This is a genomic window from Sulfolobus tengchongensis (genome assembly GCF_036967215.1).
GTDB lineage: Archaea > Thermoproteota > Thermoprotei_A > Sulfolobales > Sulfolobaceae > Saccharolobus > Saccharolobus tengchongensis_A.
Genome location: NZ_CP146016.1, coordinates 1962171 through 1982047, shown reverse-complemented (window position 1 = coordinate 1982047; position 19877 = coordinate 1962171). Strand labels below are relative to the sequence as shown.

At 32.6% G+C, this 19877-nt stretch carries 18 protein-coding genes and 1 pseudogene; 10 read left to right on the top strand and 9 right to left on the bottom strand.

Annotated features, from left to right (window positions below; genetic code table 11):
• Positions 1 to 12 precede the first annotated feature (12 nt).
• Together V6M85_RS09365 and V6M85_RS09360 are read right to left on the bottom strand one after the other, a co-directional pair.
• The gene (locus V6M85_RS09365; protein WP_338604724.1) at positions 13 to 1056 is read right to left on the bottom strand and encodes an ATP-binding protein; all 1044 of its coding nucleotides are present in this window, start codon (positions 1054 to 1056) and stop codon (positions 13 to 15) included.
• Between the two features lie 317 nt (positions 1057 to 1373).
• Positions 1374 to 1739 carry a helix-turn-helix domain-containing protein gene (locus V6M85_RS09360; RefSeq protein WP_338599147.1) on the bottom strand — a complete coding sequence of 122 codons (366 nt, stop codon included), beginning with the start codon at positions 1737 to 1739 and terminating at the stop codon, positions 1374 to 1376.
• Positions 1740 to 2345: 606 nt separating this feature from the next.
• Here V6M85_RS09360 and V6M85_RS09355 point away from each other — a divergent pair.
• The gene (locus tag V6M85_RS09355) at positions 2346 to 3125 is read left to right on the top strand and encodes a hypothetical protein (protein WP_338599144.1); all 780 of its coding nucleotides are present in this window, start codon (positions 2346 to 2348) and stop codon (positions 3123 to 3125) included.
• A gap of 434 nt (positions 3126 to 3559) precedes the next feature.
• Here V6M85_RS09355 and V6M85_RS09350 read toward each other — a convergent pair whose 3' ends face one another.
• Positions 3560 to 3862, bottom strand: a complete 303-nt coding sequence (locus tag V6M85_RS09350) for a hypothetical protein (protein WP_338604722.1) — start codon at positions 3860 to 3862, stop codon at positions 3560 to 3562.
• Between the two features lie 65 nt (positions 3863 to 3927).
• On the opposite strand from V6M85_RS09350, the gene V6M85_RS09345 reads away from it, so the two are divergent.
• Positions 3928 to 4212: an ATP cone domain-containing protein gene (locus V6M85_RS09345; protein ID WP_338599141.1), complete on the top strand. Its 285-nt coding sequence runs from the start codon at positions 3928 to 3930 to the stop codon at positions 4210 to 4212.
• A gap of 465 nt (positions 4213 to 4677) precedes the next feature.
• Here the strand turns inward: V6M85_RS09345 and V6M85_RS09340 are convergent, their stop codons facing one another.
• The 3 genes from V6M85_RS09340 to V6M85_RS09330 all read right to left on the bottom strand — a co-directional run bounded on the left by V6M85_RS09340 (position 4678) and on the right by V6M85_RS09330 (position 8139).
• Positions 4678 to 5163, bottom strand: coding sequence for a hypothetical protein (locus V6M85_RS09340; RefSeq protein ID WP_338599138.1), 486 nt, complete (start codon positions 5161 to 5163; stop codon positions 4678 to 4680).
• Positions 5164 to 5502: 339 nt separating this feature from the next.
• Entirely contained in the window at positions 5503 to 6009 is a 507-nt protein-coding gene (locus V6M85_RS09335) for a MaoC family dehydratase (RefSeq protein ID WP_338599135.1), read from the bottom strand.
• Between the two features lie 762 nt (positions 6010 to 6771).
• The gene (locus tag V6M85_RS09330; RefSeq protein ID WP_338599133.1) at positions 6772 to 8139 is read right to left on the bottom strand and encodes a hypothetical protein; all 1368 of its coding nucleotides are present in this window, start codon (positions 8137 to 8139) and stop codon (positions 6772 to 6774) included.
• Positions 8140 to 8193: 54 nt separating this feature from the next.
• On the opposite strand from V6M85_RS09330, the pseudogene V6M85_RS09325 reads away from it, so the two are divergent.
• From V6M85_RS09325 to V6M85_RS09310, 4 genes and pseudogenes are all read left to right on the top strand, one after another.
• Positions 8194 to 8764: pseudogene (locus V6M85_RS09325) on the top strand (hypothetical protein).
• The gene (locus tag V6M85_RS09320; RefSeq protein WP_338599130.1) at positions 8761 to 10407 is read left to right on the top strand and encodes a hypothetical protein; all 1647 of its coding nucleotides are present in this window, start codon (positions 8761 to 8763) and stop codon (positions 10405 to 10407) included. Before V6M85_RS09325 ends, V6M85_RS09320 begins: the two are co-directional and overlap by 4 nt.
• Before the next feature lie 2 nt (positions 10408 to 10409).
• Entirely contained in the window at positions 10410 to 11825 is a 1416-nt protein-coding gene (locus tag V6M85_RS09315) for a hypothetical protein (protein WP_338599127.1), read from the top strand.
• A 20-nt stretch (positions 11826 to 11845) separates the two neighbouring features.
• Entirely contained in the window at positions 11846 to 12319 is a 474-nt protein-coding gene (locus tag V6M85_RS09310) for a hypothetical protein (protein ID WP_338599124.1), read from the top strand.
• Between the two features lie 378 nt (positions 12320 to 12697).
• On the opposite strand, the gene V6M85_RS09305 is transcribed toward V6M85_RS09310, so the two are convergent.
• Positions 12698 to 13996 carry an ATP-binding protein gene (locus V6M85_RS09305; protein WP_338599121.1) on the bottom strand — a complete coding sequence of 433 codons (1299 nt, stop codon included), beginning with the start codon at positions 13994 to 13996 and terminating at the stop codon, positions 12698 to 12700.
• A 606-nt stretch (positions 13997 to 14602) separates the two neighbouring features.
• On the opposite strand from V6M85_RS09305, the gene V6M85_RS09300 reads away from it, so the two are divergent.
• Positions 14603 to 14818 carry a hypothetical protein gene (locus V6M85_RS09300; protein WP_338599118.1) on the top strand — a complete coding sequence of 72 codons (216 nt, stop codon included), beginning with the start codon at positions 14603 to 14605 and terminating at the stop codon, positions 14816 to 14818.
• 24 nt (positions 14819 to 14842) lie between these two features.
• Here the strand turns inward: V6M85_RS09300 and V6M85_RS09295 are convergent, their stop codons facing one another.
• On the bottom strand, positions 14843 to 15472 hold the full coding sequence (locus tag V6M85_RS09295) for an MBL fold metallo-hydrolase (RefSeq protein ID WP_338599115.1): 630 nt from the start codon (positions 15470 to 15472) through the stop codon (positions 14843 to 14845).
• Between the two features lie 62 nt (positions 15473 to 15534).
• Here V6M85_RS09295 and V6M85_RS09290 point away from each other — a divergent pair, with 62 nt between their 5' ends.
• From V6M85_RS09290 to V6M85_RS09280, 3 genes are all read left to right on the top strand, one after another.
• On the top strand, positions 15535 to 16428 hold the full coding sequence (locus V6M85_RS09290) for a (Fe-S)-binding protein (protein WP_338599113.1): 894 nt from the start codon (positions 15535 to 15537) through the stop codon (positions 16426 to 16428).
• Entirely contained in the window at positions 16421 to 17554 is a 1134-nt protein-coding gene (locus tag V6M85_RS09285) for a lactate utilization protein B (RefSeq protein ID WP_338599110.1), read from the top strand. Before V6M85_RS09290 ends, V6M85_RS09285 begins: the two co-directional genes overlap by 8 nt.
• A 69-nt stretch (positions 17555 to 17623) precedes the next feature.
• Complete coding sequence (locus V6M85_RS09280) at positions 17624 to 18139, top strand: nucleotidyltransferase domain-containing protein (RefSeq protein ID WP_338599108.1); 516 nt, start codon at positions 17624 to 17626, stop codon at positions 18137 to 18139.
• Between the two features lie 183 nt (positions 18140 to 18322).
• Here V6M85_RS09280 and V6M85_RS09275 read toward each other — a convergent pair whose 3' ends face one another.
• Entirely contained in the window at positions 18323 to 19786 is a 1464-nt protein-coding gene (locus V6M85_RS09275) for an MFS transporter (RefSeq protein ID WP_338599105.1), read from the bottom strand.
• Positions 19787 to 19877: the final 91 nt, after the last annotated feature.

The window sequence follows — 19877 nt, the reverse complement described above, 5'->3', positions numbered from 1 at the left end:
GGGTAGAATAGTTTACGGATTGCATTTAAAGCTAATCTCCTTTAAAATTGGATCTGTAATCTCATATTTTTCTCCTTCTTTTGTTACAAAGTTAAAATTAACTAGATTCTTTAAAGCATTGGAAAATTCCTTATCATCTATCTTCCCAATTTTGATTTCAACACCATTCTTTATCTCTTTCCATTTATTAACAACCTTAAGTACCTCCATAATAGCACAATAGAGTTCCTTATTCTTTTTAGTTGATAGAAAGTGATTAAATTCATCTATCATTATTTTCTTTCCTTCATTGACAGTTTGTGAAAGAGCATCATTAAAGTTAATTTTTCTGATCGCGTAAAGATTGCCGAAGAGAGTTAACCAGCCCGCAATGCCATCAAGTTTTTCAACAGTTTCCTCATAATGGGTAAATTCTACGTTGACTTCTTCCATTCCCTTTTTAAGAAAGGATAGCGAAGTTTCTTCATTAAAGGGCTTGAGTTTGACCTCTACTGGAGGTCTGCTATGAAGAGGAGAGGATGATGGAGGATTTAGCATTGAGGTTACAAGACCTACATAAGAACCAGAGAAGATTAGATGAACCTTAGGATTGCTAGAATATACGTTTCCTAATATGTCAAGAAATTGTTTTGAGACTGAGGTAAGTTCTTGAACCTCATCAAATCCAATAACTATCTCATCTGAGGAGAGAAGAAGTTCCAGTAAACTATTGACGACTTTGCTTCCCTTTTTTATTTCAATACCTGCATTAGTAATAGCAAAATTAACGTTAACGTGAAAGTTCCAACTGATTCCCTTATTTATCTCAGCTAACATGAGAGAAAGGAGTGAGTTTAAGCTTTTAATACCTCTTAGATTTACGTAAATTCCCGGAATCTTCCTTCTCTTCTTTAGCTCGTTTATAACGACTTTTATTAAAGACGTCTTTCCGATTTCTCTTTGTCCAGAAATTATTACCCAATTACCTGAAATTAATTGAGAAATTACAAATTCAACTTCCTTTTCTCTTCCGAAAAGTTCTTTAATGCTCTCTTTAGGATGGAGATCAAATAGCAACTGTAGTATCACCAGTTACTGGTGTACCACCAGTTAATTTAAACTTTCTCACTACTTTGTGGGTTTTTAAGCTCTACGTTACTCTTTCATATTCTCTCCATAGCGAGAAGAACGTACCAAACAGATAATTTCCTACGATTTTTCAACAGTTTGATTGTTAGAGGCATAGCATGTAATGCCTACAAATACATCACAAAGCACTTTCTCGCATTTTAAATAGGGTTAACAGTAACCCACCTTTAATTGGTAAATCACACAAGGAGTCTGGTTTTTAATGTTGTATTGAGTAAACAGAATATTCTTATAAAATCTAAAAATTATTCCTTTAATTTAATATTCTGTGGTGCTACTACAATCTCGTTAAACGCGAACTTCTCTCCCCATTTTCTAAGTTCGTCAAATATGCTTTTTAATTCCTTACCTTTCTCTGTCAATTCATAAACTACTATTATTGGCCGAGAGCTCACAATTTTTCTTTCCACAATTCCTAAACTCTCTAATTCCTTAAGCGTACTTGAGAGAGTCTTAGAACTTAGTGAAGTCAATCTTTGCAGTTCATTAAATCTTTTAGGGCCCTCAAGCAAATATCTTATGGTTAATAGCTTTGGTTCAGTACCTATTACAGTTATTGCGGAAACTATTGGGCATAACTCCCTAGGTTTATTTGACTTTGAGAACCTCATCACTTAATTATAGGAAGCATTTTTTATATACTTTACTTTTTACAGCGTTTAATACTTCAGCATTTAAGTAAGAATTGAGCATTTTATGGCCAAAGTTATTTTAACCCTTTATATAAAATAATTCATCAAAAATTAAACATATATTACCGTTGAAATACTTTCCATAAAAGCGTGAAATTTGAATAGCCTGATTGCAATTTACTTTTTAGATCCCATCCTAGATGTGGATTGGTAACTCTCAAATAGTAGTGAGGAAGGGAAGTTAGAATGTTCAGTTTCCCCACCATGAGTAGGGTTTCCGCTAAGGTGATAGTGAAGAATGATTGGGTAACTATGACTTTGATGAAATTCAGGATAAAGAGTCGGATATAAAGTATATGAGATTCGATGAGACCCAAAATCCCTATTTATTCGTAACTAGAAGTGAGTTTATATGACTCAACATAAGATTGAGATCTAGAGGCAAAATAACCTGGTGAGATCTAAATTCTTCAGATAATATCAATAACTAAGGAAAAAATCCTTATATAGAGAAGTAGAGCTACGTGATCCTTAATCATTTGTTCATAAATGTTTTTATATGAGTAAATTCACACTCTAACGTAAATGCCAATTAAGGGAAGGAGAAAGTTTAAGGTTGAGTTTGACGATTACATATTAACATCTATAAATGGAGAATTATCATTAACTAATCAAGTAGGCTCTACAGTTGATCTCTCTAAACTTGATATAGGGGAGATAATAGCTGAAAAAATAAAGGAAGATCCATATTTCTATTACAAAGTTATTCCACTATCAAAATACTTCGACATTATAACCTATAATCTAATTGATAGTGTTATAGAAGTTGGTGGTTTTTATGGTGATTTATTAGAGGCTTGTTATCTAAAGGATAAGAAAAGTAATGGGGATGACTACAAGTATCTTAGTTACGCTTTTAGCAAAATCTCGTTTAGCAATATGAAAATTTACGACCCAATAGCTGATGAGGCAATACAAATCCTTGTGGAGAAATACGGATGGGATTTCATAAAAATATATGAGGATCTAACTAGCTTATTCAAGGTTTCTAAGGAAAAAGCTTACAACAAGGTAATTGAAAGTTTAAGTGAAAGTAAAGAATTGGACACTTTCAAAGTTTATATCATATACGTTCATGATAAGAGTAAGGCTAAGGAAATTCTCGATGAGACCGTAGTCGCTCCAAATCTAAACTATGACTTTAAATATGTGATTCCCAGATGGGGTTTACTCAGAATTGATGACAATATAATCAATCTATTTAATGAATTAGGAGTAAAAATACACAAGGACGCGCTTAAGTTTAATGAAACTAAAATATTCCTAGAAAAAATAAATAGAGAGAAGATTAAATACATCGAATAGAACTATAATATATGATTTTTACAAGAGAATTTATTAGGAAATGTGGTAGAATTTAGATCAACTTTCATATGAAAGTACTAGATTAGATAGATGTTTATATAGTGAATTTCATTGAAATGAAACGATAGGTTAACTCGTCATATAAGCTTTAGCTCATAAATTACTAATAATTGCAGGTAATGTTGAACTTACTATGAAAAGCTCTATATTCTACATTTTATTCCAAAAACAGATAGCTTACAATTTTGAATTATTATATGCTTATTTTATAGAGTATTTGCAAGTTATCAAGTTTGGTACGTTATTTTTGCTATGGGGATAATATGAAGAAATAACATAAGTTTTGGAAAACCTCACAAAGCACTAACTACGTTATTAATGGGATCAGGGAAAGTCAGGAAATTGTCATAATTGCTATAAAAATAGTTGTTCACCTAAATTCCTACGTAAATCTTCCTACCATCTTTAAGAATTATTAATAGGCACTTCTCTCCCTTTCTCACGTTATAATACATAACCTTTCCATCTATTGTGCTCCCAGCGAATAATACGCCTTTACTTCTGGCTAAATTGCATATCTCATCTGGTGGAGACGAATCCTCAATTTTCTCTATCTGATCTCTGGGAAAAGAGACTGATGTGGATAAAATGGGTATTTTTATTGTAACTCCCTTCTCGTTAATCTCTACACTCATAATAAAAACTTCCATTTTATCAATAAAAACTTTATGAATTATGCAATACGTACATTAAACTTTATTTAGCATAAAAGATATTAAGCCTCTAAAGAAAATATTAAATTATGATAAAAGTAGTTAAACGAAACGGAAATGAAGAAGAATTAATTTGGGAAAAACTTGTAGTTAGCGTTTTGAAAACTGGTGCTCCAATCGATGTAGCGAGGAAGATCGCGTATATGACAATAGGTAAGATATATATGGATGGTAAGGAGAAGATAACTGCGAAGGAGCTAACAAGTATAGTTTTAACTTTTCTAAAGAAGGAAAACGAAGAGTGGTACAGGAATTGGATTATTTACGATAAGGCTGTGAAGAAAAGAGAAACTGAAAAAGAGTTATCTCAATAATTATAGAAAGTCAAGATAAAATTAAGAGTTTTCTAGCTAGTGTATTAAATGTAGATTCGTGATCTATTTAGTGAACTATATGGTTTAACACGTTGCTACTATGAAGAGGTGACTATAACAACATAATTTTGGAATATCATAAAGTACAAGTTTAACGTAATTTCACAAAATTCTTTAGATAGAGTATAAATTTTAGGAGACCCCTATTGAGTTCACACGATGAATTAGTTAAGTCAATAACAATATTAAAAATAGTGACTCATGAAGCATGCCTTATGGGGGGTATTTCGTTTAGAACTCTGTTTTTACTATGAACGTAAAATAACGAAAATTTTGAAAAATCCCACAAAATATGTAAAGCAAAACATTTTCCCATTTATCACTTTAATACAAATGTTTTCAATATTAACTTATCTTATGATGAATAAGAGAATAAAAAATAATTTATCTTGATATCTTAGATTATTAACTCTCACTCTCTCCTGCGGGATGAATTATGAGCAAAGGTTCGTTGGTGACGTTTAGATCTCCTTTAGGATTCTGCGATACTTGGAACGATATGAATATTGAAACGTTATAGGTTCCCTTAACTAAGCTAACACTTGCACTATCATTTTCTGGAGTTAGAGTAATGTTCTCGTTACCTATCTTTAACGTTACGATAAATGTGCTAAATGCCTTTTGCAGTTTTTCTACATGTAATAGGTCAATAGTATATGTTCCGTTAGAAGAGATGTTTAGCTTTGCAGATGCTGTAACATTACCTTTTTCTCCAGCAGTTAAATTCCCTAAATTGATGTAAGCCGGTATTATTTGAGCTTGTCCTTGTTGCTGATTTACGATAATGTGATATGATATATACGCTAGTGGTCCATAACCTATTGCTCCCGCAGACGCTAATCCCGCTACGAAGGCGCCTACGATTGCTAGAGCTAATATAGCCGTCTTCATTAAGATAAATTTCACGTTTATTTCTTTTAAGAATCCCGTTCCAAAAAACGTTCCACATTGTGAGAAATGAAAAATCCAAATGTGAAACAGATACAATTCGTTATATTATTTGTAAATAAACGGGCTATATATGATTGTATTAGTGATAAATAAATAATCAAAGCAAATTGCAAAATGTAAAAAGCAAGAAAATAGATGCAATATTACTTGATTAGGAAAAATTATTGACAGAGCTAAATAACAATAATACAAAATGAAAATGAGATATAAGAGATGATGGTGAATTAGAGGATATTAGAATCACCAAAATTATATACCCTATATCCCTTTTTAACATTATTACTGACTTTTCCCTTTTTCTCCACTCCATGTTGCTCCTCTTTTTCTTACCATGAATATTCTATCGAATTCTATTACTTTCTCTCCCCTTTGGTTATATCCCCACGTTTTTATTTTGACTATTCCGAAACCTGGTCTGCTCTTTGATTCTCTAACTTCAGTTACCTCCGCCTCTGCATAAATTGTATCTCCTCCAAAAACTGGATTTAGGAATTTCACGTTTTCAATTCCCAACATGAAACCGTTTTGACTAGTCTGCTCCACTAATAACCCCGCCACAATTGACAAAGTTAAAAAACCATTAACCACTAGTCTACCCCTAAACGGCTCTCCCGCAAAATACTTCTCAGTGTAATCCTTATTAAAATGTATCTGATTCGAATTGTTAGTTAATAGTGTAAACCAAATATTATCAACATCCGTTACTGTCCTACCAACCTTACTCCTAAACCTTTGGCCAACCATAAAATCCTCAAAAAAGGGACCTTCTTGTGAGTTTTGAGACATTAATATTCATTTTTATACTTTCTCGTTTAAAGCTTACGTTCTTTATTTAGTGAGAAATTTTCTTTAATATCAACGGTTGAAAAACAATAAGTGATTCGTATTTCGGGACTGCCTATAGATTTAAGATAAATGTAATAATTTAGCTCTTAAGAATCAAAATAATAGACATTTACTCTCATTTGGAATTATATAAAGTCTTATGTGGTACGTTCCTATGAATTCATATAAGAATGTCTGAGTTAAAATAAATTATGAGAAAATTTATTCATTCATTTGTTCATTTAGATTTCTAGGAATAGTTAAAAATTGAAAGTAATTTCATCTTTTAGGAAATCGCTATGATTCAACGAATCTAACCAACACAGAATGAACACAATACGTGATGATGTCCTTCCTCTGATAGATGCAGTGGAGGGCTGTTTCCATCTTAGCGTAAAATTTATATAATTTGCACACAGTCTAAAACATAGTAACCTTACCTTAGATGTAGATTGGAAATTCCCGAATGGGGTAAGTTTAGTTACAAAATGTGGGGTTTCCTCATCGTAAGGTGAGTGGGATTATCCCCCTAATGGGACGGAGAGGAATGAACATTCGTGACCTCGGCGAAGTCCACGGGTTTAGAGTTGAATACGAAATAAATGAAATTCAATGAGACCCAAACCCCTTCTACGAAGCATAAATAATTTTTGATGGCGCTAGAAATATAGCATACACTACTTACTATTTGTAGAGTAATATAGTATTATATAACCTAATTTATTATATTAAAACATATGTATTATAACCTTGTTCTGGAATGTAATATATCGATGGATACTTATTATTTCCATTTCCACTTCCACTAGGCGAGTACCATAGAATCCCATTAATAACATTTGGAGGTGGATATGATGGGTATACGAAGTACCAATATCCTATTGCGTTAAGGAAATTGGAGTGTACTATTGTCCAATTATAATTATAGGTATTATTGTAAACAAAGCCATTCTTAAGCATTATTGTTGATACATTATAGAAGGATGTGAGTGAAACACTATTGCCACTTTGTAAAGTAACAAAAAAGGCTTGAGATATTACATTTACTAATGATCTTGAGCCAAATGATACTACTGATATATAACCATTGCTTTCAGGAATGGATAGTCCGTTTTTAGTGTAGTTAAGTAACTTACCGGTTGAGGAGTATAATGTGATATTAACGCTGTTGGTAGATTTTAACAGAGATCCGAAACTAAAATTAATGAAATACCAATAACCTTGAGCTATTGAATATAAATATGTTTGATATTGAGTTTTGCTATTATAATCATAAGTTCCAACATACAATTTATTTCCTATCTCCCAAATTAGAATTGAAAAATTATCTCCATTTGCAGTAGGTGAAATAGTAACATTTAATATTAATGTCTTAGTTGTAGCGTTCGTTTTTTGTTGAAACCATAAGCCAAATCCCAGCCCACCCTGACTAGTTACTATATGAGGAGCAGGGTTATTCAGATTTCCACTATTAGCTACGTAGTTACCGCTACTACTTAACGCAAAAAGTCCTAAGCCAGCATTAGTTGGATTTATATAAGTATAATCAATTCTATACCATTTTCCATTATAATAATACAAGATCCAAAGGATTATTATTTGCCCAGGCCTTATTTTGGCTGATAGAATGTACGTTTGGTTAGAGCTAATATTAAAAGCGTAAGCGTTGACTTTACCTAAAAATTGTCCTTGTTGAGGTGAATATACATTAGACGTGAAGGAGAAATTCTTGACTTGAATATAACCTTTTGCTGATGAAAAGAACAAGGATGCATTCTGGGTCTGTGGAGGTGAATAGTAATACGGATTTACTTGTGGAGAGGCTACGAATGGTATGACAGTAATTTCAGAAGTAGGTGATTTTACCCACACTAAGTAACTTACATTAAAATATTTATAACTTGGTTGTAAACCTTTATACGTTAATTGTGATAGTGTGATTTGTATATTTTTTGAAATTCCAATAACGTATTCTTGTTGTAAGAGAGATAAACCTTGTGTGGAAATGTATGTCGCATATAATGTGAAACCAGATATGGCAATCAAGATTGTAACTACAATAATTAAAAGATTCACTACAGTACTAGGCATATAGAATAATATCAACAAATTTTATATATAAGCTTTTCTTATTATTATTTACAGATGCCATCGTCAGTAGTTGAGGAGTTCATAATAGTTATTGCAGTTGTTTTGATAGGGTTAGTGTTATTTGGCTTTATCTCCTCTTATTTGATACCTCATGAACTCTTCAGCATAGGTCAGCAACAAGCTAGTTCTCTTTCATCTTTATCTTCTATTTCAGTAGGCCCTTTGTTGGTTTCCTCAACCTCTCAATCGGGGAGTACAGTAATTGAGGTATATAATCCAGCAGTGACTGGAAAAGTGGAAATATTAGTATTTCCAGAACCTTCTTATCTTCAGCAAGATGTAGCATTATTAACACCCTTAACACCACCCTCATTTTCGGTTTACTTGCCAAATGGAACTCAAGCAAAAACTTTAACGATAACCAGTCCAATATACGATGTTAATGGAAGAATAATTTATGATTCTCCAATAAGCGTTTACACTGTACCATTCAATACGCCGATAACAGTTGTGGTAAATAATGTGGCTAATAGTAATTACATAAATTATTATTTGGGTTTTATATAATTCTAATGGTTATTGGTTTAGAATAGGATATACTTTCACGGGGGTACCCTCTACATGAAGGCATTGTCTTCAGCTATATTTATGATTATATTACTTATTATATTATTATCAGTTTTAATACCTGCATTTTTGATATTAAATTCCACTCCAATATATTCTAGCCAAGGTCAAATAGCAGGTACTGCATATCAACAACTTCAACAGCAACAGCAGAATCAAATATTTCGAGGAAATCCAAATATTTATTATAATTCTTCGCAAAATCCATTTATACAATTTTATTATAACTCACTAATACAACCCTTTAATATATCTCAAATATATTATTTCAACGGAAGTACATGGGTTCCAACATTAAATAATAGCATAGTAGTATTTGGTAATCAAAAAATACCTTTGCCTAAGCAAGCTTTTAATAATCCCATATTGATAATATCCTCTGAAGCTAATTTCTACTTCCTTAACCCTAATACTTCAGTCACTACTGTTACCATATCTGGCCCAGCTGGAAAAGTTCCAATATACGTTACTGCCTTCGTATTAAATGGAAGTAAAGTAATCCCAATAAGTATCCAAGTAGTGCTTGCTACCCTTACTTCAAATACCCCGCAAATATTCTATTTAAATCCTGGAACCTATTCCATAGCAGATAAAAACAGCTCTACAATATTTCTCCCCGGTTATGGTTTGACTGCAGTATTTCAAAACTGGACCATAGTAGGGTATGGTAACCTGAATTCTCCTGCATCCTTGAGTACATCATTTACAGTAAGTGGACCATTAGTTTTAACAGCAATATATAAAGCGTATACTCAGAAATTTACAGTCACAATAAATACTAATGGAATACCTTTAGGAGTAGGAACTACAGTAAGTGGAAGTGTAACACTTAGTCATGGAAATCGCAACTCTGGAGGAAATATAAAATATACTTTAACTTCGCTCAACTCAACGATCCCAGTTATAATAGATAATAAAACTTATCAAGTAGGTAAAGGTGGTATACAATTAAACCTAACCTATGGATACCATATTATACAATTTCCGTCCTACTATAACATAACCTTTAACTATACTTCACCTGGAGGATATTTCTCAAAACCCCTATTAGGGGGTCAAATAACATGTTATAGATATACTGGATTATCTTCATCAACCAATAAAATAAGTGTAGTAGGTACCTACGAGGTATTTGTAAACGGTAGTGGTAACATAACTGGTAATTACAATGTTTTTCAAAATTACTATTTGGTTATAGCCGAAAATTACTTCTATTTCCCTAATGGAGTATGGGCGGTTAAAAACAGCACACCAGTTAACATAAGCATAGCAGGGCAACTATTACAAGTTCAAATAATGGGCACTAATCAACAGATCGTTCTCGGTAATATAAAGAATTATGTACCAGAGAAGATTTATTTTAAACAAGGAACTGAACTCCAGATTGTAAATGATTATAGTCTAGCACTATATGGCAATTTTACGATTTACATATATACAAAACATCAGGGCGGGAATACAGTACAATATGTCGGGCTTCACTCTTGCCCAATTAATGTCACAGTGTATGATTCAACGTCAAGTAGAAGTGTTTATACCTATTATCTTAACTATGGTACTTTGTATATCAACTCCCCTATGATAATAGTTAACTACCAGGAATGGGAATATGGTGGATCTACTTCACAAAATGGTGGTTAAAAATGAATAGCCGTGCTTTATCCAATACAATTTCCGCTATAATTTTAGTCTTCATAGTTCTTGTTGTCTTTATTCCTATTCTCTTTTATTTGCAGAATTTGTCGCAAAGCAATGTATCTACCCAATCTGTTGTAAATAATTACGTATATCTACAGAACCTTCAAGTATCTCAAGTGACGACTGGTCATCCTTCATTTTATTATAACGGAAGTTCGATATACATTGAATACTCTAACGGTACTTTTGAACCCCCTTCAAATCTTACAATAGTTGGAATTCTTTATCTGAATACAAACGGTGTATGGACTAATATAACTTCATTGAATTATCCGTTGATTATTTCCAAAGGTCAAGTACTGAATTTACCTAGTTACGTCGCCAATAGGCCTATTATAATAGTCACCTCTCTTGGTAATATATTCTTTCTCCAACCTGGTTCATCTATAGGACCTTTTGCAACTGGCGGAAAAGGCGGAGTTGAGATTTTAACCCAAATATATCAGACATCTGGCCCACTTTCAGTCTCGACGAATATTTCCACAAATATTAACGGAAATTTTGTAAATTATACTACGCCAGTATCTTTCCCAAATCAGAGTGGATCCTTTAAAGTTAAAGCACCTACTTATGTCTATTATCAAAACTCTAAAGGTCAAATAATTACTGGGACCTTTCATAACTGGATTGTGCTTGGAAAAGCTATTGTGAATTCTACTGTAAGCCAAGGTATACAAGTAACTTTAGAGGGTCAACCTGTGGTGTTAATTGGAAATTATTCTCCCTTACTTACTACGGTTAATCTAAACGTGATTACTAATGACAATAATGTAAATGTTATAGTTAATGTAGATGGTCAGAACTATACTATTAAAGGTAGTACCACAATTTCTATATATGCAGGATACGCAAATATTACAGTGTATACTCTACAATTTAATGATACCTCTCAACAAAGTAATGGCGTAATCATGCATTATGTTTACTCTAATTCAACATACAATGGGAAGACATATATTACGAAATCGTTTTTGGTATTTATTCCTCCTACTAATGCTAATCCAAAAGTATATATAAATTACAAGAACAATTATAATTATTATCGAGTATATATATCAGCTATAAATGCCCCATCATCTGTTTGTCTGATACTTAATAATACAGTTTATAATTATAACAACACTTATTGGATAATGGGGGGCAAATATTCCTTTCATACCACTGGTGAATTATGTATTATGTGTGAGATTAACAATCCTTATCTTAATTATTCTTATAATGCACGAAATGTCACATTATCATATCAAAATGGGACGCGACTGCAATATAATTTTCCAAATATTCCATTTTATATAATAATTAATCAACCAATGAACATTACTGTCATCTATGGTATAACAGAGTATTGGTATTATTTGTGATTATTATGAGTGAAATATCTATGAATAAAAGTTCTAGAATGTTAGGTCAGTCTGAATATATAGGATTTATTATTGCTATTTTGATTATAATTATTATACTTATTCCTTTATTTTATATACTAAGTAATTACTCTGTTCCATCTGTAAAAAATCTTAACTATAATCAAGTTGTAGTTAATCAGATAAACGGGGGCTCTATTTTACTATTTTTCAATTCTACTCCAAGTAAATCTTCTCTTATAGTTATTAAAGGTGATCAGAATTATACGTTAGTAGGAGTATTTTATGCTAATAATGGAATCTGGTATAACGTTACAAGTCTAGTGAATTCCACGGTTGTTAAAGTAAATAAGGTGGTTAAATTACCAGCTCCATTGATATACAACTTTACCTTACCAGCAAGAGTTTGGAATTATACATTAGTAGTTCAATTAGATGCCTACAATACTACGGTATTTGCTGAAATTTATCCTAATGAGACTGCATTCGCATAATCACAAGGATAACGTGAAATATAATGAGAGCATATTGTCTTACCGTGAATAGTTATTAGTAGAATAATGAAGACTGTTTAAGATTTTTTATCAAGCTAAAGTCATTTTGCGAAATAATTAATGGTAGTGTTTTTATTGTTATAAGTTTTCTACTATTGTCAAAACATTTTATAACATTTTATGTGAGAGATAAAAAATTGAGAGATATAACTATCTCATAACATTTGTGGATGGTCTTTGGCTTAAAATTAATAATGGTAAGCTACTCCGCCCTTACAACACTTCCATTAGATAAAAAGTCCGGAATAAAATAATCTTGATATTATTTTATGTATTTTATATTATAAAATTACTACTATTACTAGAAATTCTTCTTGATTAGGAAAAGAACCATTTTCTTATATTTTTTATATCTATAAACTCAGCTTTATCTATTTTTTCATTATTTGAAAAACTTCTAGCAAAGATGATATATTTATCTACGGAAATATCTAGCTTTTTTAATTTCTCCTCTAAATTGCTTAATATTTTGACGGGATTTACGTTTTCACTCCATTTACATTCTCCAGCAATTTTCATGTCACCCAATGCAAGTATGTCTATTTCTATATCTTTCCACCATTGTTTACCTATCTTCTTAACGTTATATTTATCTTTGATGTACTCTCTGCAAATCTTTTCAAAGACAAGACCTAAATACTCATTGTATTCTTTTTCATCTATTTCATATTTACCTTCTTCTATTAAACTTAAGTTGGGATAAATGAATCTAAACCAGAAATTTGTAAAGTTATCCACTATGATATATCTTCCCCTCTTGGATCTTATTCCTTCTGTAACTGGAACTTCTCTTGAAATTAATTCAATTCTTTCTAGTTTTTTCAAGTAGGAACTTATATCGCCTTTAACTTTCACGAAATCCTTTATTTCACCTAGGGTGTTTTTTCCTAATGATATTGCAAATAGTATTTCCTTATATGTTGAGATGTCTTTAAATTCATATCTTAGAAGGAAATCTATTTCGTCCTTTATGAAAGAGTCAGGTTTTTTTAATTCTTCATTAATCCAGTTGTAAAATGGTGTTCTCACTTTATTTAGATAAAAGGGAACGCCACCAGCAAACCCGTAAATCTTTATAGCCTCCTCTATTGACAGATTATAGTATTTTAAATCTTTGAATTTCAATTCCTTTATTTTCATCGATGCTGTTCTCCTTCCGTATAGGGGGCTTTTGTATGATAGTGCGTTTTCCATAATGGAAATTGATGAGCCCAGTAGGACTAGCTTCGTTTTACTATTTTTAAGTATGTTATCTACTATTCTTTGGAATGTTGATATTATTGTTTTGTCCTCTTCTATCATGTAGGGAAACTCATCTATGATTATTACTTTATCCTTTAGGAAATTGAATAACGCTTCCCAATCTTCTTTAATATATTCTATCTCTGGGAATTTCTTTCTGCTGATTTCCTTAAATTTTTGAAGATTGTTTCCTTCAGTAGCTAGATAGTAAATGGAATTTTCGGTATTTTCTGTTGCTTTCAATATTAATGTAGTTTTACCTATTCTTCTACGACCATAGATGATTATGAGTTCAAAGTTTGGTGAATTAAGTCTTTGACGTAAACTTTCCAATTCCCTTTCCCTATCTATAAATATCATATTCACAAATATCATATTTTAGAATATGATTATAAAGATTACTTAAGTCAGAAACTGAGGAGGAGTAGATGTAATTCTTATTATTATTTTACCAAATGTGTATTTAGATAGAGCGACGATATCTACGAGTTTAACCTTATTGAGGTAAAGGAAGCTTAAGTCATTAAGGTGAGGTTAGGGATAAATTCCAATTATGAAAATTTTCATAAGCTGAAAAGACTGTAATTTATAGTAGAGCTGATAAGGGCAGAAATTACTTATGGAGGGGAGGGTCTCTGTTATATGTGATATAGTAAGTTTTCCCTTAAGAAGCATTAAATTCTCTCACTATATGCTCAACTGTGTGGGCGGAATAATTCATATTTACTTAACATGGTTTTTGAAGTGTATAATGTTATATTATCCCTAGCCAACATACTTAGGGTTCAAAATAAGTATAATCTCATCATGATTATAATAATAAAAACTATTTTATCTTTTATTTTTATTTATTGGAATATATTATCTTTTCCTTGCGTATAAGTGACGTCCACGAATTCATTTCTATGAAATTGATTTAGTTTCTTTACTCTCCATAGTTATAGCTAAAGTTTATTAAATTACATGGGGATATACACTATCATGGAAACTGAGATTAGAAGATTATTAGATAAGGCTGAACGTATAGTTGAAAAATGCGTTAGTTGCGGTAATTCGAATTGTGATGAATGTGACGAGGCTAGGGAACTTCTAGACGAAATAAGGGATAAAATAAACTCTATCCAAGACAAGAGATTATCAAGAAGATTATCAGTTATGTTAGATGACTTAGAAAGTAAATTAGAAAGTATAGAATAGGTTTATTTTTTCCTCTCTATATTATTATGGAAGAATATCAATTGTCAAGAACGGATTTTTAACTTTTTCATAACCCAGGATTGTAAATGGACCGTGACCGGGATAGACTATGAGTTCATCTTGTAGTTGTTTTAGTCTTTCCAAGCTTTCTCTTAATAACTTCTCAGATCCACCTAAATCAGTCCTGCCCACAGTACCGTAAAATAAAGTATCTCCAGTAAATATGTAACCATTAGTAAGAACGCAAATGCTCCCCATCGTATGTCCGGGGGTTTCAATTACCTTTAAACTATTTTCACCAATTTTTATTACATCTCCCTCCCTTATGTATTCATCTGGACTCACTATATCTGATATTGATAGGTTTAGGAATGTTGATGCCATACTGCTAGCTCTTTTTAATAACCCTAAATCCTTTTCATTAATTAAGAATTTAGTAGAGGGAAATTCATTCTTTAGTTGGTTAACTCCCATAATGTGATCAAAGTGTCCATGAGTAGCTATAATGTATTTTAATGATAGTTTGTTCTTTCGTATTTCATTGATAACTTCATTCATATCTCCTCCTGCATCAATTATTATAGCCTCATTTTGTGATATTACTAAATATGTGTTAGTAGCTAGAGGTCCAGTTATGAAGTTTTTCACAATCATACATATATAATATTGCACACGTTAGGATAAAAACTTATTATATAACAAGATAATTAGTCTTAATGATAAGTGAGGAACAACTTAATTTCATTAGAAAAAACTTAGTGAAGTATTTAATGGAGGACTATCTTCCCTTCCCGGTAAATAAAAGTGTCTGTTATGAGTGGGCTAACGGGTTAAATATTAAGAAAGGAGGTGAGACTATCCTTTACACTGGTTGTGCATATCAGTTGGCGGAATTAGGTAAGAAATTCGATGAAATATTACCTTCCTTATCTAGGTTTAAAGGTGTAGAAAGATTTTCCTCTTTCTTGAAGGTTTTTTATAAACCCAAAGATGAACGTTCCAATAAAATTTTGAGGAATATTGCTATGATACTTAAAAAGACCCAAGATTTTGGCTACTTATATGATGAAGAACCATATAGTGGTACAATTCTATTGGAAATGGGGATGATAGAGGAATTCAAAGAGTACGCTAAAAAGCTAGTCGATTTCTTCTCCTCACATAATGTAAAAAAGATAATAACAGTGGATCCACATACTCACTATACTTTATTTAGAATTAAGGAGATGATCTCTTGGAATGTAGAAATTGTAAATTATTTTGAAGTACTAAGGGGTGTTAAAATAAGAGGGGAAGGAACTTATGTATTTCATGATTCTTGCTTATATTCAAGATTTCTAGGGATGAGAGATATAATTAGGGATATTATTAAGAATTCTGGGATAATACTAAAGGAGGATGAGATGGTTACAGGCAAGGAAACTTCAATGTGTTGCGGTGGACCATTAGCACCAGTGAATAAGGAGATAAGTGATAAGATAGCTAAAAGTAGGGCTGAGGCATTAAAGAGTGTTAACAGTAAAGTCCTCTTAGCTTGTCCATTTTGCTATGCTAATCTTTCCCCTTATGTAGAGGCTTATGATTTTGCAGAGGTGATTAAAGGTGAGTGATTGGGATATTGCCATAAAGAGAGGGGTAGAGCATAACGTTCCTAGAGTGTTTAAAGTATTGAGAGAGCATCCTTATTTAGAGGACTTAGCTAGAAAAGTTAGAGAAGGCAAGTTAGAAGTACTAAGCAATTTAGATTATTATATAGAAATGACTATGAAGTCAGTCGAGAGAATAGGAGGTAAAGCTTACTTTGCTGAAAATGCAGAACAAGCAAGGGAAATCGTTAGTAAAATTGTAGGAAGTGGAAAAAGAATTGTAATGGGCAAGTCAATGGTAGCTTATGAAACTGGGATAAGAAAGTATTTACAATCATTAGGTAATGAGGTATGGGAAACAGATTTAGGAGAATTACTCATACAGTTCGCTGATGAACCACCATCGCATATAATCGCACCCGCAGTTCATATGACTAGGGAGAGAATAAGAGAACTTATAAAGGAAAAGTTAGGGATAGATCCAGGAGATAAACATGAAGATATAGTGAGAGTAGCGAGAGAATTTCTGAGACAGAAATTCTTGACAGCCGATATAGGTATAACTGGTGCTAATGCAGTAGCAGCTGATTCTGGATCCATAGTTCTAGTAGAAAATGAAGGTAATATAAGGATGAGCAGTGTAGTTCCCCCAGTACATATCTCAATAACGGGCGTGGAGAAAATTTTACCTAATTTAGAATACGCGATTTACGAAGCTTTAGTTCAAGCTGCTTACGCTGGACTTTATCCCCCTACTTATATCAATGTCACATCTGGTCCTTCATCAACTGGTGATGTAGAGCAAAAAAGAGTCTCACCAGCCCATGGTCCTAAGGAATTTCACTTAATTTTAGTAGATAATGGAAGAAGAAAAGCAAACGAGGATTCGGTGTTAAGAGAAGCATTACTATGTATAAGATGCGGAAGATGTCATTTTCATTGTCCGGTTTATAGGGCTTTAGATGGTAAATGGGGAGTTCCACCATATTCCGGTCCAATGGGAGCAATGTGGAGTGCAATAGTTTATGGTGATTATAGGCCAGCGTTATTGTGTAGTCATGCCGGCAATTGTAGGGAAGTTTGTCCAATGAAAATAAATATACCTAAGGTATTAGAATACTTGAAAGGGAAGTATTTCAGTAAAGCATAAAATGTAAAATACAAGGAAGAAGTCTTAATTCTAAATAAGGTTTTATCTCTCTTTTTCCAATTTTCACCTATGAAAAAGGGAATTGAAAGCTTACCGAAACCTTATAACAAAGTAGTTGAAACATTACTTGAAGCTCTTCTTTCACTTTATCATGATAATTTAGTTTCTCTATTAGTGTATGGGAGCGTCGCCAGAGGCGATCCGAGGAAAGATAGCGATATTGATTTATTAGTTGTTTTTGAATCTTTACCACTAAATAGACCTAAACGTCTTGACATTTTCAATAGGGCTTATGATGTTGTTGATCCCTTGATTTTATCTCTTATGGATCAAGGCTATTACATTACTTTATCACCAATAATTAAGAGCAAAGATGAAGCATCCCATTTCACACCTCAATATTTAGATATGATTGACGATGCTGTGATTGTCTATGATAAGGACAGTTTCATGGAAAAGGTATTAAATAGAATTTCTGAAGAACTGAAGAAATTAGGGGCTAAAAGGGTTTGGTTAAGTAATAAAGCATGGTATTGGGTGCTGAAACCCGACTATAAGTTCGGCGACGTGATTGAGATCGAATAATCTAGACATGGTAAGGTCGTACATAAATCAGGCTAAGGAAAGAATTGAACATGCGGAAGAAGTTTTAAGTAGAGGCAATTATCCCTTTTACAAAAATGTGAGCAGAAAGCTTCACCTTTTTAAGGCGGAATCGAAGTTTATGCAGGTTAAACATTTTCCTGATTTCAAAATGCTGATGATAAGCTATTCTTGCGATACTATTGTACCCCTTATCTTTATATCTCTGGTCATACTTCCTATAAGTATCATTAATAATCCGGCTATTGAGGCTATAAAGAACGTCAACTGAAAAGCGAAATCAGATGGTAATTGAATTGGTAGAAATGTCTGTTGTCCATTTAATGTTATTGGATATACTAAATAAGTATAGTAAGTTGATAAAAGTGAACCAGCTATTGATGGTCCAAAAGCTCCTCCAATCAGTCTGAAAACTGTATTCATACCAGTGGCTATTCCTAGGACTCTCCTTTCTACTGAAAACGTTAAGATGTTTATTAGGACTACATTAAGCATAGCAGCACCTAATGTAGCTAAGGAAGATAATATTATGACATTTGCAAGGCTTGCTGATGAACCAGCTATTGCTACTAATCCTAAAATAAAGTAAAAGAATGATAGAATAGCAGACGCTATTATTACTATAAATTTGGTTCCAGTTCTCAGAATTAATCTGGAAGAAAGTAAGGCACCTATTATTTGCATTAATGATACTGGCCACATTAGCAGTCCAGTTGATAAAATATCTAAATTAAAGCCTGTAGGGTTTGGTAGTTCCAATAAGTAAGTGATAGATTGATATGCCATAAAGATCCCGAATCCTGCAACGAAAGCAGCTATATTTGCAGCTAGCACGTTTTTCTCCTTTAACAGATTTACTGAAATTAGTGGATAAGGAACTCTCATTTCATATAATATGAAAATAAAGAAAAGCGCAAAACCTGAAACTATTGTTACTAGAAAGTCTACAGATGTCCAACCCCATGTAGGCGCCTCAGAAAAAGCAGTAGTCATCGAGGCTAAGGAAGAACCTAGTATACCAGCTCCTATATAATCAATCTTCGAGTTTGGGTTAATGTATTTACTCTCCCTTATTTCCTTTGAAGTAAGGTAAGTTAATAATATTACGAAGGGAATTACAATATGATAATTGTATTGCCAACCTAAATCCTGGGCAACAGTAGCAGCAATTGGTAAACTTATAGCGGAACCTACGCCAAACATTGCACTAACAATACCTTGTGCTCTTGGAACTAAATGAGGGGGGAATTCTTCTCTTATTAGGCTAAAAGCTAATGGAAACATACCTAAGCCAATACCTTGAATCGTTCTAAATATAATGAACGATGTGAAATTCGGAGCAAAACCATTTAAGGTTACAGCAATAGTGTATATTATCATAACGTAAACAAGTATACGTTTCTTCCCATAAATGTCTCCTAGTTTTCCTACTATTGGATTCGCCACTACTCCACTAATCAAATATGCCGTTAATACCCAACTTACTGTTGCTGAGTTAACGTTGAAGTCGTTAGCAATTGTAGGTAAAGAAGGAATAAGCATTGATTCGGTGTACATAACAGCTATAGCTATTGGTGCTAATATAAACAGCGCTCTATAGGCATACCTCAAGTCGTAGTTATCAGACATCAAGATATATCTTTTTACTTAACTAACTTATAAGCGTTATTTTCAGCAGGTGATAAGGCATATTTATCAAAACCGGAAAAATGTTTACCTC

Bases quoted from the DNA above. Each gene is read 5' to 3' on its own strand.
- V6M85_RS09360 (WP_338599147.1), bottom strand. From the start codon at position 1,739: ATGAGGTTCTCAAAGTCAAATAAACCTAGGGAGTTATGCCCAATAGTT.
- V6M85_RS09355 (WP_338599144.1), top strand. From the start codon at position 2,346: ATGCCAATTAAGGGAAGGAGAAAGTTTAAGGTTGAGTTTGACGATTAC.
- V6M85_RS09345 (WP_338599141.1), top strand. From the start codon at position 3,928: ATGATAAAAGTAGTTAAACGAAACGGAAATGAAGAAGAATTAATTTGG.
- V6M85_RS09340 (WP_338599138.1), bottom strand. From the start codon at position 5,163: ATGAAGACGGCTATATTAGCTCTAGCAATCGTAGGCGCCTTCGTAGCG.
- V6M85_RS09335 (WP_338599135.1), bottom strand. From the start codon at position 6,009: ATGTCTCAAAACTCACAAGAAGGTCCCTTTTTTGAGGATTTTATGGTT.
- V6M85_RS09330 (WP_338599133.1), bottom strand. From the start codon at position 8,139: ATGCCTAGTACTGTAGTGAATCTTTTAATTATTGTAGTTACAATCTTG.
- V6M85_RS09320 (WP_338599130.1), top strand. From the start codon at position 8,761: ATGAAGGCATTGTCTTCAGCTATATTTATGATTATATTACTTATTATA.
- V6M85_RS09315 (WP_338599127.1), top strand. From the start codon at position 10,410: ATGAATAGCCGTGCTTTATCCAATACAATTTCCGCTATAATTTTAGTC.
- V6M85_RS09310 (WP_338599124.1), top strand. From the start codon at position 11,846: ATGAATAAAAGTTCTAGAATGTTAGGTCAGTCTGAATATATAGGATTT.
- V6M85_RS09305 (WP_338599121.1), bottom strand. From the start codon at position 13,996: ATGATATTTGTGAATATGATATTTATAGATAGGGAAAGGGAATTGGAA.
- V6M85_RS09300 (WP_338599118.1), top strand. From the start codon at position 14,603: ATGGAAACTGAGATTAGAAGATTATTAGATAAGGCTGAACGTATAGTT.
- V6M85_RS09295 (WP_338599115.1), bottom strand. From the start codon at position 15,472: ATGATTGTGAAAAACTTCATAACTGGACCTCTAGCTACTAACACATAT.
- V6M85_RS09290 (WP_338599113.1), top strand. From the start codon at position 15,535: ATGATAAGTGAGGAACAACTTAATTTCATTAGAAAAAACTTAGTGAAG.
- V6M85_RS09280 (WP_338599108.1), top strand. From the start codon at position 17,624: ATGAAAAAGGGAATTGAAAGCTTACCGAAACCTTATAACAAAGTAGTT.
- V6M85_RS09275 (WP_338599105.1), bottom strand. From the start codon at position 19,786: ATGTCTGATAACTACGACTTGAGGTATGCCTATAGAGCGCTGTTTATA.